Below are 13,561 nucleotides of genomic sequence, written 5' to 3'. Positions count from 1 at the left end.
AGGCGCCTGTTAAGAGTTGGCGTTCTCCTGGACCGTGATGCGTCCCTGGCGAATGGTCACGAGCCGCGGGGCCCTCTTCGCGATCGTCGAATCGTGGGTGACCATGATGAATGTGAGCCCGTGCTCCTTCCAGAGGGACTCGAGCACCTCCATGATCTCGTCGCGCATCGACTCGTCGAGATTTCCGGTCGGTTCGTCGGCGAGCAGCACCTTCGGCTGTTTCACCAGCGCGCGGGCGATGGCAACACGCTGCTGCTGGCCGCCCGACAACTCGGCCGGCAGATGCCCGAGCCGCTCGGCGAGTCCCACGGACTCCAGCGCCGCCGCGGCCCGTTCACGCCGCTGCCTGCCCTGCACCTTCAGGGGGACGAGCGCGGTTTCCACGTTCTCCAGGGCGGTGAGCGTGGGAATGAGGTTGAAGCTCTGGAAGACGAAGCCGATGTTCTCGCTGCGTACCTTGGTGAGTTTGGACTCGGACAGGGTGGCCAGATCCGTGCCGTCGAACACGACACTGCCCGAGGTGGGCCGGTCGAGCCCGCCGAGCATCTGCAGCAGCGTGGATTTGCCGCCGCCGGTGGGGCCCTGGATGACAAGGCGGTCGCCGTCCCCGATGGTCAGGTCGACGCCGTCGAGCGCGTCGACGGTTTCCTTGCCCCGTGTGTAGCGCTTGGTGACGTCTCTGAGTTCGTACATGGTGCAACTCCTGGTGTGTGGATGCGGCTCGGCTGCTACTAGACGCGGCGCAGGGCGTCCGCGGGACGCAGCCGGGAGGCGCGCCAGCCGCCGAAGGCGCCCGCGATCAGGCCGCCGGTGACGGCGAGGCCGACCGCCATGGCGATGGTCGCGAGGCTGACGGGCGCCGTCAGCGCGACGTCCATGGCCTTGGTCGCGGCCTGCTGGGCGGCACCGCCCATGGGGCCGGGACCGCCGCCACCGGGGCCGCCCGGCCCGCCGCCCGTGGCGCCGATGTCGGCCTGCAGGGTGGGGCTGATCGCCGTGACGAAGTACGCGCCGCCGAGGCCGAGCGCGATGCCGAGGGCGCCGCCGACCAGACCGTTGACGAGGGCCTCACCGACGACCTGCCGGGTGACCCGCCCCGACTTCCAGCCGAGCGCCTTGAGGGTGCCGAACTCGCGTACGCGGCGGGAGACGGCCGAGGAGGTGAGCAGCCCCGCCACCAGGAAGGCGGCCACGAGCACCGCGATCGACAGCCACTTGCCGACGTTCGAGGCGAGGTCGGACGCGGTGGAGAGGGAGCCGGAGACGGTGTCCGCGAGATCGGCGGAGGTCGTGACCGTCGTACCGTCGATGTTCTTCTGGATGGCCGACTTCACGGCGCCGATCTGCTGCGAGTCGGACGCCTTGACGTAGATCGTGGTGACCTTGTCCTTGGAGTCGCTCAGCGTCTGTGCCTGCTGGAGCGGGATGTAGAGGTTGGCGGCCGCGTCGCCGCTGTCGGGGGTGGCGATACCGATGACCTCGAACTTGACGCCCTTGATGGTGACGCTGTCGCCGAGTTCGAGCTTCTTCTGCTTGGCGTAGGACCTGTCGGCGACGACGACCTTGGCAGCGGTCTCGGACGTCTTGAACGTGCGTCCGCTGGTGATCTTCGAGGAGGTCAGCGGGCCGAGCCCGGGCTTAGTGACGTCGGTGCCGTACACCGAGTAGCTGTTGACGTCGAAGTCGGCGCCGCCGCCCTCGACGCGGCCCTGCGGCCCGCCGGTGGGCGCGGCGCCGGGCCCACCGCCCTGCCGGTCGCCGCCGTTCTGGTTCTGCTGGAACTCGCCCTGCCGGAACTGGCCGCTGACCTTGAGGACCTGGAGGCTCAGCCCGCCGACGGCGTCCGAGACGCCGCTCTGTGCGCCGACCTTGGAGACCGTCGCGGCGGACAGGGTCTGGAAGCCCTGCACCATGACCCGGTCGCTGCTCTGCTCCTCGTCGGAGTCATTGCCCTGGGCGTCGAACCGGAAGCGGGGGCGCTCGCCGCTCGCCCCGGCCTGTGCCGCCTTGGTGACGGTCATGTCCGTGCCGAGGCCGTACAGGGACTGGAGGACCTTGCCCTGCGCCTTCTCCATGCCGGACGAGACGGAGCTGACGACGATGACGAGCGCGATGCCGAGCGCCAGACCGGAGGCGACGACCAGGGCCGCCTTTCTGCGGCGGCGCAGTTCGCGCCTCAGGTAGGTGAAGAACATGGCCGCAAGGTAAGTACGGCACGTGATGGCGGGATAAGGCAGGCATAAGAGAGTGATGAGAAGGCTGTGGCGAGCCTGGGGAACCTGTGAGAACGCCGATGGCGTCGGCCGCCCCCGGTTGGGGGGCGGCCGACGCCATCAGTGCGGTGGTGAGGCGGTGGCGAGGGCCCGGCGCCGGTCGGGCGCCGGTTCGCCGGCCGTCACTCCGGCCGACCGGCCGTCAGACGGCCGAGCCTTCCTTCCAGGCGGCCCAGTCCATGTTCCAGCCGTTGAGGCCGTTGTCCGGGGCGACGGTCTTGTCGCCGGTGTTCCGCACGTCCACGACGTCGCCGATGATCGAGTTGTTGTAGAACCAGGCGGCCTCGGTGTTCGGGTCCTTGGCGCCCTTGGTGTCGTTCAGGCCGACGCAGCCGTGGCTCGTGTTGACGTTGCCGAAGATGGAATCGGCGGCCCAGTAGTTGCCGTGGATGAACGTGCCGGAGGTCGACAGACGCATGGCGTGCGGTACGTCCTTGATGTCGTACTCGCCCTTGCCGTCGTCGTCCGTGAAGCCGACCGTCGCGCCGTTCATCCGGGTCTCCGTGAACTTCTCGGAGATCACCATCCGGCCCTGGTACGTCTTGTTCTCGGGCGCACCGGCGGAGATCGGGATGGTCTTGATCGTCTTGCCGTCCTGAGTGACCTTCATGGTCTTGCTCTTCGCGTCGACGATCGAGACCTGGTTGCGGCCGATCTTGAAGGTGACCGTCTTCTGCTGCACGCCGTACACGCCGCTCGCGCCCTCGACGCCGTCGAGGTTCAGCTTGAGGGTGACGGTGGAGCCACCCTTCCAGTAGTCCTCGGGGCGGAAGTCCAGACGGTTGGCGTTGAACCAGTGGCCGACGACTTCCTGGCCGCTGCTGGAGGAGACGGTGATGCCCTTCTGCACCGCGGCCTTGTTGGTGATCGCCTTGTCGAAGTTGATCGACACCGGCATCCCGACACCGACGGTGGAGCCGTCCTCGGGCGTGAAGTTGCCTATGAAGCTGTTGGCCGGCGAGACCGTCGTGAACGACGCGTTCTCGTGGGCGGCGCGACCGTCGGAGTCCTTGGCGGTGGCCGTGATCTTGTAGGTGGTGGACCGCTCCAGCTGGACACTGGGCGCCCAGGTCTTCTTGTCGGCGGATATCTCGCCGTCGACAGCTGCGCCGCTCGCGGTCTCCATGCTGACGTCGGTGAGCGTGCCCTTGCTGACCGTGACCTTGGCGGCGTTGTTGATGGAGGCGTTGTCCGAGCCGTCCTTGGGCGTGATCTTGATCTGGGCCTCGGAGGCCTTCTCGGCTGCCGCCTCGTCGGCCTTGGCCTGCGAGGTGCTGTCGCCACCGTCGCCGCCGCCCTTGGCACCGTCGTCACCCCCGCCGCACGCCGAGAGCAACAACACACCGCCGAGCAGTGCGGACGCGGCCATGAGACCCTTGCGCCGCTTACTGTCCGTCATCACACGCTTCTCCATCGTTGCCGAATCCCCAGAACCCCAAGAATCCCCGTAACAGCTTCAAACGCTACGACCGGTTCGTCCCGTTCCCCATCCGTCACAGGTGTGGGGCACACCACGTCGATACTCCGTCGTACTACCGGTGCGGGTGTCGGTCACTGCGCCTCATGAGACGAGAGAACCCCGGGTGGCGGTTGCCGCCCGGGGTCACGATTATCCCAAGCCGCGTCAGCCAACCTCTTTTTCATCTTCTTCGTCCAGCACATCATCATCCCCGCCGAGGTCCCACTCCGGCGCATCGGGGTCGTAGTCGATCCGCTCACTGCTCCACGAGGCCTGCGCGATCTCGATCCCCGGCACCTTGCTGACCAGGTCGAACGGGTCGACGAGGTACGCGAGGGCCTCCGCTGTGTCTTCCGTCACCGCGCTCTCGGTGTGCGCCCGCTCGTCGGCAGGCATCTCTGTTTCGCCGGCGATCCGCCCCAACGCTGCCTTGGTGACGCCGTCTTCGTCGCCGATCTCCAGCACCAGTTCCACATGCAACCGCACAAAGCGGGATGTCTCCGAAGAATTCATACCCGGAGCGTACGGCTCACAGCCACCGTGACTTTCCCGAGACCCGCGACTTTCATTAACATCGCCCACACGGCCAATTCGCCAGCACCGCAAGGGGATCGATATTCCGTGTCCGCCGCACGTCGATCGTTGCTGACCGCTACCGCCGCGGGGGCCCTCCTGGGCGCCCTGTGGTTCGTCCCCTCCGCCAACGCGACGGCGGACAAATCCATGGCGGACCACAGAGCACAGACGTCGACCACCACCATCACGCAGGCCCGGGCCGACTCCTCCGACTCTTCGGACTCTTCCGGCTCCACCGCCGGCTCCGCTTCCGGTACCCAGTCCACCGAACTGGCCGACACGGGAAGTGTCGACACGACCCCGTATGTACTCGGCGGCACGATGTGCCTGGGCCTGGGGGCGGGCTTCGTCGTGTATTCCGTACGGCGGGAGCGCAGCGGGGCATACTGAGAGGCGCTGAGAGAGGGAGTCGCCTCCTTGAAGTTAAGTTTCCTGCTGCACAACGCCTACGCCATCGGGGGCACGGTCCGTGCAACGCTCAACCTGGCCAACGCACTTGCCGCGCGGCACGAGGTTGAGATCGTTTCGGTGTTCCGCACCGCGGAGAGGCCGCTGCTCGAGCTGAGTCGCAAGGTCCGCCTCGTCCCCCTGGTCGACGAGCGCCCGGACTCCCCGGCTCACGACGGCGGCCACCCGCTCATGGGGCGGCCCTCCGCCGTCGTACCGCCCACCGAGGTCCTCGCCCACCGCTACAGCGCGCTCACGGACGAACGGCTCAGAGACTTCCTCAAGGAGACCGACGCCGACGTGGTCGTGGCGACCCGCCCGGCGCTGGTGGTCTTCCTCGCCCGACACGGCTCGCGCCGTTATCTGCGCATCGGGCAGGAACACCTGTCCTACGACAATCACTTAGTCGGCGTCCGTGCAGCGCAGAACGACGCGATCCCGCGCCTGGACGCCTTCGTCACCGTCTCCGGCCAGGACGCGGCCGACCACCGCGCGCGGCTGCCCGGACTGAGGACGCGGATCGCCAACATCCCGAACGCCGCGCCGAGGCCGCGGGCCGAGCTCTCCGACGTACGGGCCCCGTTGGTCGTCGCCGCGGGACGTCTGATGCCGGTCAAGCGTTACGACCTGCTCATCGAGGCCTTCGCCAAGGTCGTCGCCGTACGGCCCGAGTGGCGGCTGCGGATCTACGGTCACGGGCCGGAGCGCGCCCGCCTCCGCGCCACCGTCGACACGCTCCGTCTGAACGACCACGTGTTTCTCATGGGACCGCATCCGACCATGGAGACCGAGTGGGCCAAGGCCTCCATCGCCGCCGTGAGTTCCGAGTGGGAGTCCTTCGGCATGACGATCCTGGAGGCCATGCACGCCGGCGTACCGGTCGTCGCGACCGACTGCCCGCACGGTCCCGGTGAAATCATCACCAGCGGTTCCGACGGACTGCTCGTGACTCCGGGCGACCCGGACGCGCTCGCCGTCGGGCTGCTGAAGCTGATCGAGGACGCGGACCAGAGACGCGTCATGGGCGAGTCCGCCAGGGAATCCGTCCAGCGGTTCGCGCCCCGCAGGATCGCCGGCGAGTACGAGCGGTTGATCGACGAGCTGCGCGAGGCCCGGATCCCGGCGGCGGTGAAGCTCACCCGCCGTGTACGCCGTGCCGCCGGCACGCTTCTGCCCCGCCGCACCCACCTTCGTCGTACGCAGGCTCCGCCGTCCCCGGGCAACGAATCGCCGGGCAAGGAATCGCTGGGCCAGAGGTCCCTGGGCCAGGGATCCCCGGGCAAGGGCGCCGCGGCCCCGGCGACGACCGTTCCGCCCACGGACGCGGATGACCGGCCGCGCACCCTGCGCCCGAAGGGCCGCTGCACGGCCGACTCGGCCGGCGGCGTACGGATCGCGGTGAACCCCTCCGGCGTGTCCGGGGGGAGCCTCGCACTCGTCCTGCGTCACCGGCAAGGCGACGACGAGATCCGCGTCCCGCTGGAGAGACCCGTGGCGGCACGCTCCCCCTGGACGGCGGATCTGACCCACGACCGGCTCGCCTTGGCGGAAGGGCGCTGGGATGTGCACATCGCGCGCGCGGAGGACGGCGCACGGCGTCGTCTCAAGGCCACCCTCGTCGAGCAGCGCGGCCTGCTGAGCGCGACTCCCGCGGCGGACCAGGCGTTCGCATGGTGGATCCCGTACACCACCAAGGACGGTTTCCTGGCCCTGCGGACCTTCCGCCGCCCCGCCCACGCGGAAGCCACGGCCCTGCGCACCCACGAGGGATCCCTGGCCGTCGAAGGCCTGCTCCACGGGGCCGAACTCGGCCCGGGCGCGGCGCTGCTGGGCGTCTCCCGCAGCGGAAGCGCGTACGACTTCGAGACCGCGACGACGACCACCGGAGCCCGCGCTTTCCGGGCCCGCGTGACCTCCCTGCCACCTGGTCCGGCCGACGGGGACAAGTCACTGTGGGACCTGTTCCTGCGCCCCGCCGAAACCGCGGAGCCGCTCCGTATCGGCCGGCTCGTCGGCGACATCGTGACCCGCAAGGAAACGGACAAGCATCCGAGCACCACCCTGACCGCCGCGGCCCCCGGCACGGCGGACGGACAGGTTCAGGCCCGGTTCTTCTTCACTGTCACCAACGATCTGGCGATCAGCGCTTCTTGATCTTCCGTCAGCTCCGCGTGACCTCTCGTCAGCTCCGCGTGCCGCGTGCACTGCGTGTGCGCGCTCCGCCCCTGCGCGGCCGCGGCCGGGAGTTGGCCTTGGTCTTCGCCTTCCCCTTCGCCTGTGCGGGCTGGGCGACGGCGGGGGCCGGTACCTCGATCGTCACCGGAACACCGGACGGCTCCCGGGCGCCGGTGATGCTGGCCAGCTCCTCGTCGGTGGACTTGACGCGAGCCGTCCGGGGGGTGATGCCCGCGTTCGCCATCAGGCGGGCCATGTCGCGCTTCTGGTCGGGCAGGACCAGGGTGACGACGCTGCCGGACTCGCCCGCGCGGGCGGTGCGGCCGCCGCGGTGGAGGTAGTCCTTGTGGTCGACCGGGGGGTCGATGTTGACGACCAGGTCGAGGTCGTCGACGTGGATGCCGCGGGCCGCGACGTTGGTGGCGACGAGGGCGGTGACCTGGCCGTTCTTGAACTGGTCCAGGGTGCGGTTGCGTTGCGGCTGGGAGCGGCCGCCGTGCAGCGCGGAGGCGCGTACGCCGCTGGCGAGCAGACGCTTGGTGAAGCGGTCGGCGCCGCGCTTGGTGTCCACGAAGAGGATCACACGCCCGTCACGGGCCGCGATGCGCAGGGCGACGGCCTTCTTGTCGGTCTCGTCGGCGACGTGCAGCACATGGTGCTCCATCGTGGTCACCGCGCCCGCAGAGGGGTCGACGGAGTGCACGACGGGGTCGCTGAGGAACATCCGTACGAGCTTGTCGATGTTCTTGTCGAGCGTCGCCGAGAACAGCATCCGCTGCCCGCCCGGCTCCACCTGCTGGAGCAGCGCCGTGACCTGCGGCATGAACCCCATGTCGGCCATCTGGTCGGCCTCGTCGAGGACCGTGATCGACACGCGGCGGAGGGAACAGTCACCGCGGTCTATGAGGTCCTTGAGCCGGCCCGGCGTTGCCACGAGCACCTCGGCGCCGCGCCGCAGCGCGCCCGCCTGGCGGGAGATCGAGAGTCCGCCGACGACCGTGGTCAGGCGCAGGTTGACGGCCGTGGCGTACGGCGTGAGCGCGTCGGTCACCTGCTGCGCGAGCTCGCGCGTGGGCACCAGGACCAGTGCGAGCGGTGCCTTGGGTTCGGCGCGGCGGCCGGCCGTGCGGGCGAGCAGCGCGAGCCCGAAGGCGAGGGTCTTGCCCGAGCCGGTCCGGCCCCGGCCCAGAATGTCGCGCCCGGCAAGGGAGTTGGGCAGTGTCGCGCCCTGGATCGGGAAGGGCTCGATCACGCCCTGGGCCGCGAGGGTCTTCGTCAGCGCGGCCGGCATGTCCAGCGCGTCGAAGGACTCGACGGCGGGCAGTGCGGGCGTGACGGTCTCCGGCAGCGTGAACTCGCGCGGCGCGGTGACCGCGGGCGACGGTTTCTTACGCGCGTTTCTGGCGCCGCCGTTCGCGACGGCCGGGGCTCCGTTGCGGGCGCTCTGAGAACCACGCGCACCATGAGCACCACGAGCACCACGTGCACCACGAGAATTCGCCGGCCGTTTACCGGCGGGTCGTTCAGGACGTTCAGGACGTTCGGATCGGGTCATGCTGGGTCTGGGATTCCTTCCGTGCGGACAGCACAAGCCGGGGCCCGCACCCGAAGGTGCGGGCCCCGGCTCGTGTAGAGCGCGTCCCTGGATCAGGCGGGGACGATGTTCTCCGCCTGCGGGCCCTTCTGACCCTGCGTGACGTCGAAGGAGACCTTCTGGCCCTCCTGCAGCTCACGGAAGCCCGAGGTGGCAATGTTGGAGTAGTGGGCGAAGACGTCGGCGCCGCCGCCGTCCTGCTCGATGAAACCGAAGCCCTTTTCCGAGTTGAACCACTTCACGGTGCCAGTAGCCATGCTTTTTTTCTCCTGGATGGATAGCGGACCCACCCGGAGTTGCGCCGGAGAACCGGAGCGGCCGGAAAAACAAAACGCGCCTGAGAGATGATTCCTTTCAGGCGCACAAAGTTAATGGGTACCAAAAACGTAATCGGTAACGACCGTAGCACACATACGGGTGCCGGTGTCGGAAGCGAACGAAACCCGCACCCGTGTGTGTCGAGTGTGTCGAGACCGACCGGCCGACTGGCTGACCGATCGAGTGACCGGTCGCTACGCGAGCGGTCCCGTCACGGGCTCCACCGCCGCGACCAGGTGGCCTCCGCGCACGAAGGCGTCGGCGGCCTCCAGATCCGGGGAGAGGAAGCGGTCCGGGCCGGGGCCCTGGACGCCGGCCGCGCGGACCGCGTCGATGACCGCGCGGGAGGCGGGAGCCGGGGTGAGCCCCTCGCGAAGCTCGATGGCGCGGGTCGCCGCGTACAGCTCGATGGCGATGATCCGGGTCAGGTCGTCCACGGCGGTACGCAGCTTGCGGGCGGCGGACCAGCCCATCGACACATGGTCCTCCTGCATCGCGGAGGACGGGATCGAGTCGGCCGAGGCCGGGACGGCGAGCCGCTTCATCTCGCTCACCAGGGCGGCCTGCGTGTACTGAGCGATCATGAGTCCGCTGTCCACGCCCGGGTCGTCCGCGAGGAACGGGGGCAGGCCGTGCGAGCGGTTCTTGTCGAGGAGGCGGTCGGTGCGGCGCTCGGCGATCGAGCCGAGGTCGGCGGCGGCGATGGCGAGGAAGTCCAGGACGTACGCGACCGGGGCGCCGTGGAAGTTGCCGTTCGACTCGACGCGGCCGTCGGGGAGGACGACGGGGTTGTCGACGGCGGAGGCGAGCTCGCGGTCGGCCACCAGGCGGGCGTGCGCCATGGTGTCGCGACCGGCGCCCGCGACCTGGGGGGCGCAGCGCACGGAGTACGCGTCCTGGACACGCGGGGCGTCGTCCTGGTGGTGGCCGGTGAGGCCGGAACCCTTCAGCACGGCGAGCATGTTGGCGGCGCTGGTGCCCTGCCCGGGGTGCGGGCGGATGTCGTGCAGCTCGGGGGCGAGGACCTTGTCGGTCCCGAGAAGGGCTTCGAGGGACAGTGCGGCGGTGATGTCGGCGGACTTGTACAGGGTGTCGAGGTCGTCCAGGGCCATGACCAGCATGCCGAGCATGCCGTCGGTGCCGTTGAGGAGGGCGAGGCCTTCCTTCTCGCGGAGCTCGACGGGTTCGATGCCGTGCTCGGCGAGGAGTTCACGGGCGGGACGTACGACTCCGTCCGGGCCCTCCGCCTCACCCTCGCCCATCAGCGTGAGGGCGCAGTGGCTGAGCGGTGCGAGATCGCCGGAGCAGCCGAGCGATCCGAACTCGTGCACGACCGGGGTGACACCGGCGTTCAGGAGGGCGGCCATGGTGCGGGCGACGACCGGGCGGACACCGGTCCGGCCCGAACAGACGGTCTTCAGGCGCAGGAACATCAGAGCGCGGACCACTTCGCGCTCGACGCGCGGCCCCATCCCGGCGGCGTGCGACCGCACGATGTTGCGCTGCAGTTGGGTGCGCAGCTCCTGGCTGATGTGTCGCGTCGCGAGGGCGCCGAAGCCGGTGGAGACCCCGTACACGGGGTCCGGCTTGGCCGCCAGCGCCTCCACGATCTCGCGCGCCGCGCCGAGCGCCGCCACCGCCTCACCGGAAAGCTCGACCCGCGCCGCGCCGCGCGCCACGGCGAGCACGTCGTCCGCGCTGACCCCGGCGGTCCCCACCACCACAGTGTGCATATCCATATTCAGAAGCGTACGCACTGAATGCCACCGTGTCACTAGCGGGTGCCGGGTTGACCCCTTACGCCGACGGCAGCGCGCCCCTCCAGGGGCGCGGGGAACTGCGCGACCAGCCACGGACGGTCCGCAGCCGAAAGACGAACCCGGGAGTCTGGGGGCGGAGCCCCCAGGGATGATGGGGGTCCCCCTGCTCGAGCGAAGCCGAGAGCTTGGGGGAGGGTAGGGGCGGCGGGGGCGAAAAGCCCGGACCGAGGACGGAGTTCAGGGGCGGCCGCGGAAGCGGCGCCGCTCCGGAGCCACCGGAGTGGGCGCGTCCGCGAGACGCACGACCGGGTCTTCGGGCCCTTCACGCCCGGCGACCACCGGCTTGGGCGCGCGAACGGCCTTGGCCCGATACTGCGCGGCATCCGCAAGACGGAAGAGCCGACGAGCCGACCGAACGGGCCCGATGGGGTCACCGGTGGAGGCGACACCACAGGCGACCCCCTCCCCGAACTCCAGCCCACTCGCCCGGCGGCAGAGCTCGTCCGCGACGCGGACGACGTCATCGGCGGCCGGCCCCACGGCGAGCAGGCAGAACTCGTCGCCGCCGAGCCGCGCGGCAAGCGTGCCGGGGAGCATCGCTCCGCACAGGGAGAGGACCGATCCGAAGCGCTCCAGGAGCCGATCGCCCACGGCGTGCCCCTGAGTGTCGTTGACCCGCTTGAGGCCGTTGACGTCACAGATGGCGAGGCTGACGACGACATGCTCGGCACGGTGGCGCTCGACGGCCTCCTCCAGACCCACGTCGACGGCTCGACGGTTGGCGAGACCGGTCAGGGAGTCGGTGAAGGCGAGCCGACGGGCCTCCTCCAGGCGTTCGGTCTGGGCGATCCCGGCGGCGACCACCGAGGCGAGGACGGTCGCGAAGTCGGCGTCCGCGCGCTCGAAGGCCGGAGCCCCCACCGGACGCGCCACATACAGCTCGCCCCACGCCCTGCCGTGCAGCACGAGCGGTGCCACGACGCAGCAGCCGCGCCCGCGCCTGCGCAACGCGGCGACCCTCTGGTGGCAGTACTCGGCGTGTCTCCCGGCCGGCCCCTCGGGTCCCTCCGCCGTCTCGACCCACGCGTTGGGCTCGCCGCCGGCCACCCAGCGCTCGTGCAGGAACTCCGTGATCTCCGGGAACTGATGCACGGGATACGCCTCGTTCTCGGGGTACTCCTCCTCGCCCGGCGCACGCTCCCCCACGTTCGCGAGCACCCGCAGCCGGCCGAGCTCCCGCTCCCAGACGGACAGCGCGGCGAAACTCCCCGCCAGCGCGTGGCAGGCTCCCGTCGCAGCCGCCCGCCAGGACTCCCGCGGGGTGTGCGCGGCAGCCATACCCTGCGCCAACGCCACCACGGCCCTCAGCCGCACATCGTCACCGCCCATCACTCCAGGTTAAGTAGATTTGCGGCGTTTTGAGACGTTGGGCAACGTGGGGGCGGCAGAGGGGCTCCCTACTCGCCCGGCCACTCCGGCTTGCGCTTCTCGTTGAACGCCGCGACTCCCTCCGCGCGGTCGCCCGAGAAGGCGACCGAACGCCAGGCCGCGTCCTCGACCTCCAGGCCGGCGCGCAGGTCGAGACCGTGCCCCAGACGGAGCGCGCGCTTCGCGGCACGCAGGCCGACGGGCGAGTTCGCGGCGATGCGCCCGGCCAGCGCGAGCGCCTCCTCCCGGTCACGCCCCTCGTCCACCAGCTCGTCCACGAGCCCCAGATCCCTCGCCTCGGCCGCCTCCAGTCGCCGCGCCGAGAAGATCAGCTCGGCCGCGCGGGCCGCCCCGACCCGGCGCGGCAGCAGCTGCGTACCTCCCCCGCCGGGGATCACACCGACCGACACCTCCGGGAGCCCCAGCACGGCCGTACGGTCCGCCACGATCAGGTCGCAGGACAGCGCGAGCTCGAAACCGCCGCCCAGCGCGAACCCGTGCACGGCGGCGACGGTGGGCATCGGCAGCTCCAGTACGCCGGTGTACGCGGCGCGCGCGACCGGCCGCTGGCGGACCAGGTCGGCGTCCGTGAACGAGTTCCGCTCCTTCAGATCGGCGCCGACACAGAAGGCCCGCTCGTGGGTCGAGGTCAGGACGACCACGCGGACGTCCCGGTCGGCGGCCAGCGCGTCGCAGGCGGCGGCGATCGACCGGGCCATCTGCGTCGACACGGCGTTCATGGCCTTGGGCCGGTCGAGCGCGAGCTCGGCGACGTACGCGTGGCGGCGCACGGCCACGTACTCCCCGAACCGCCGCTCGGCGCCCTGACGCTCGCCCTGCCCCTCGCCCTGTTCCGCCATGACACCCTCCCGGTTAACGCTGGTTAACTTAAGTCATCGCCGATCATCCCAGGCGCGGCCCGTCCGGGGAAGGGCAGCCGGGGTGTTCCCGCCACGTTCGAGTGACACCCGCCGCCAACCCCGACGTACCGCCCCAGAGGCCGCATAACCTGCGCACCGCGACAGCGCGTCGGCGGGCGCCTTCGCGTCGGGAAAGGATCTGCATGCGGGACACCGCGACGAAGCAACAGGTACGCGACGTGGGCCCCGGCCCGGTGCCGCGGCCGCCCCGTGGACGTCACCGCAAGCCCCGCCCCCGGCGGGCCCTGTTCGCCGTCGGAGGGCTAGCGCTGGCGGCGGGAGCACTGACCCTGCTGCGGCCCGCGGCGGGGCCGCCGGGCGGGGGCGTCACGGCCGCGGACAGCGATCCCACAGCGGCCGACTTCACAGCGACGGCGGATCCGGCCGCGGTCGCGGACAGCGAGGCGGCAGCGGTCAGCGGCGCACCCACGGCCCGTACGTCCCGCTCCCCCACGACGGCCTCGAGCGGCGACGACGCAGCCGCACCACCCCCGGACGCGGGCCGGCCGCCCGCGGCACCCAAGCCTTCCGGCGCCGCCCCGAACCGCCCGACGACCGGCTCCGCGACGACCGCGGACGGACCGAGGCCACCCGCCACCGAGCCCGGCCCC

Annotated in this window: 12 protein-coding genes and 1 pseudogene; 4 read left to right on the top strand and 9 right to left on the bottom strand. The window is 70.5% G+C overall.

Annotation, left to right across the window (positions count from 1 at the left end; genetic code table 11):
- Positions 1-9: 9 nt before the first annotated feature.
- The 4 genes from FE633_RS38220 to FE633_RS38205 all read right to left on the bottom strand — a co-directional run bounded on the left by FE633_RS38220 (position 10) and on the right by FE633_RS38205 (position 4,245).
- The gene (locus FE633_RS38220; RefSeq protein ID WP_119102983.1) at positions 10-693 is read right to left on the bottom strand and encodes an ABC transporter ATP-binding protein; all 684 of its coding nucleotides are present in this window, start codon (positions 691-693) and stop codon (positions 10-12) included.
- A gap of 38 nt (positions 694-731) precedes the next feature.
- Positions 732-2,195, bottom strand: coding sequence for an ABC transporter permease (locus tag FE633_RS38215; protein WP_138049764.1), 1,464 nt, complete (start codon positions 2,193-2,195; stop codon positions 732-734).
- 220 nt (positions 2,196-2,415) lie between these two features.
- Complete coding sequence (locus FE633_RS38210) at positions 2,416-3,687, bottom strand: L,D-transpeptidase (RefSeq protein ID WP_138049763.1); 1,272 nt, start codon at positions 3,685-3,687, stop codon at positions 2,416-2,418.
- Positions 3,688-3,897: 210 nt separating this feature from the next.
- A complete protein-coding gene (locus tag FE633_RS38205) occupies positions 3,898-4,245 on the bottom strand; it encodes a hypothetical protein (RefSeq protein WP_138049762.1) in 348 nt (115 codons plus the stop codon).
- A gap of 108 nt (positions 4,246-4,353) precedes the next feature.
- On the opposite strand from FE633_RS38205, the gene FE633_RS38200 reads away from it, so the two are divergent.
- Together FE633_RS38200 and FE633_RS38195 are read left to right on the top strand one after the other, a co-directional pair.
- Positions 4,354-4,698: a hypothetical protein gene (locus tag FE633_RS38200; protein WP_138049761.1), complete on the top strand. Its 345-nt coding sequence runs from the start codon at positions 4,354-4,356 to the stop codon at positions 4,696-4,698.
- A 27-nt stretch (positions 4,699-4,725) separates the two neighbouring features.
- On the top strand, positions 4,726-6,909 hold the full coding sequence (locus tag FE633_RS38195; protein WP_138049760.1) for a glycosyltransferase: 2,184 nt from the start codon (positions 4,726-4,728) through the stop codon (positions 6,907-6,909).
- 28 nt (positions 6,910-6,937) lie between these two features.
- Here the strand turns inward: FE633_RS38195 and FE633_RS38190 are convergent, their stop codons facing one another.
- Positions 6,938-8,221: a DEAD/DEAH box helicase gene (locus FE633_RS38190; RefSeq protein WP_425473287.1), complete on the bottom strand. Its 1,284-nt coding sequence runs from the start codon at positions 8,219-8,221 to the stop codon at positions 6,938-6,940.
- On the opposite strand from FE633_RS38190, the gene FE633_RS49915 reads away from it, so the two are divergent.
- On the top strand, positions 8,220-8,378 hold the full coding sequence (locus FE633_RS49915) for a hypothetical protein (protein ID WP_425473286.1): 159 nt from the start codon (positions 8,220-8,222) through the stop codon (positions 8,376-8,378). The two genes, FE633_RS38190 and FE633_RS49915, sit on opposite strands and share 2 nt — an antisense overlap.
- Before the next feature lie 199 nt (positions 8,379-8,577).
- Here the strand turns inward: FE633_RS49915 and FE633_RS38185 are convergent, their stop codons facing one another.
- The 4 genes from FE633_RS38185 to FE633_RS38170 form a co-directional block, all read right to left on the bottom strand.
- Positions 8,578-8,781 carry a cold-shock protein gene (locus FE633_RS38185; RefSeq protein ID WP_003969786.1) on the bottom strand — a complete coding sequence of 68 codons (204 nt, stop codon included), beginning with the start codon at positions 8,779-8,781 and terminating at the stop codon, positions 8,578-8,580.
- Positions 8,782-9,036: 255 nt separating this feature from the next.
- Positions 9,037-10,575: a histidine ammonia-lyase gene (gene hutH, locus FE633_RS38180; protein ID WP_138049796.1), complete on the bottom strand. Its 1,539-nt coding sequence runs from the start codon at positions 10,573-10,575 to the stop codon at positions 9,037-9,039.
- Between the two features lie 264 nt (positions 10,576-10,839).
- Positions 10,840-11,991 carry a GGDEF domain-containing protein gene (locus FE633_RS38175; protein WP_138049758.1) on the bottom strand — a complete coding sequence of 384 codons (1,152 nt, stop codon included), beginning with the start codon at positions 11,989-11,991 and terminating at the stop codon, positions 10,840-10,842.
- A 68-nt stretch (positions 11,992-12,059) separates the two neighbouring features.
- Entirely contained in the window at positions 12,060-12,890 is an 831-nt protein-coding gene (locus FE633_RS38170; RefSeq protein WP_138049757.1) for an enoyl-CoA hydratase/isomerase family protein, read from the bottom strand.
- Between the two features lie 203 nt (positions 12,891-13,093).
- Here FE633_RS38170 and FE633_RS38165 point away from each other — a divergent pair.
- Positions 13,094-13,561: pseudogene (locus tag FE633_RS38165) on the top strand (hypothetical protein); the annotation flags it as partial.

Origin of the sequence: Streptomyces montanus, from assembly GCF_005786655.1 — a bacterium.
Classification (GTDB): domain Bacteria; phylum Actinomycetota; class Actinomycetes; order Streptomycetales; family Streptomycetaceae; genus Streptomyces; species Streptomyces sporangiiformans.
Note: the sequence above shows the minus strand (reverse complement) of the source record. Positions and strands in the feature narration are given on the sequence as shown.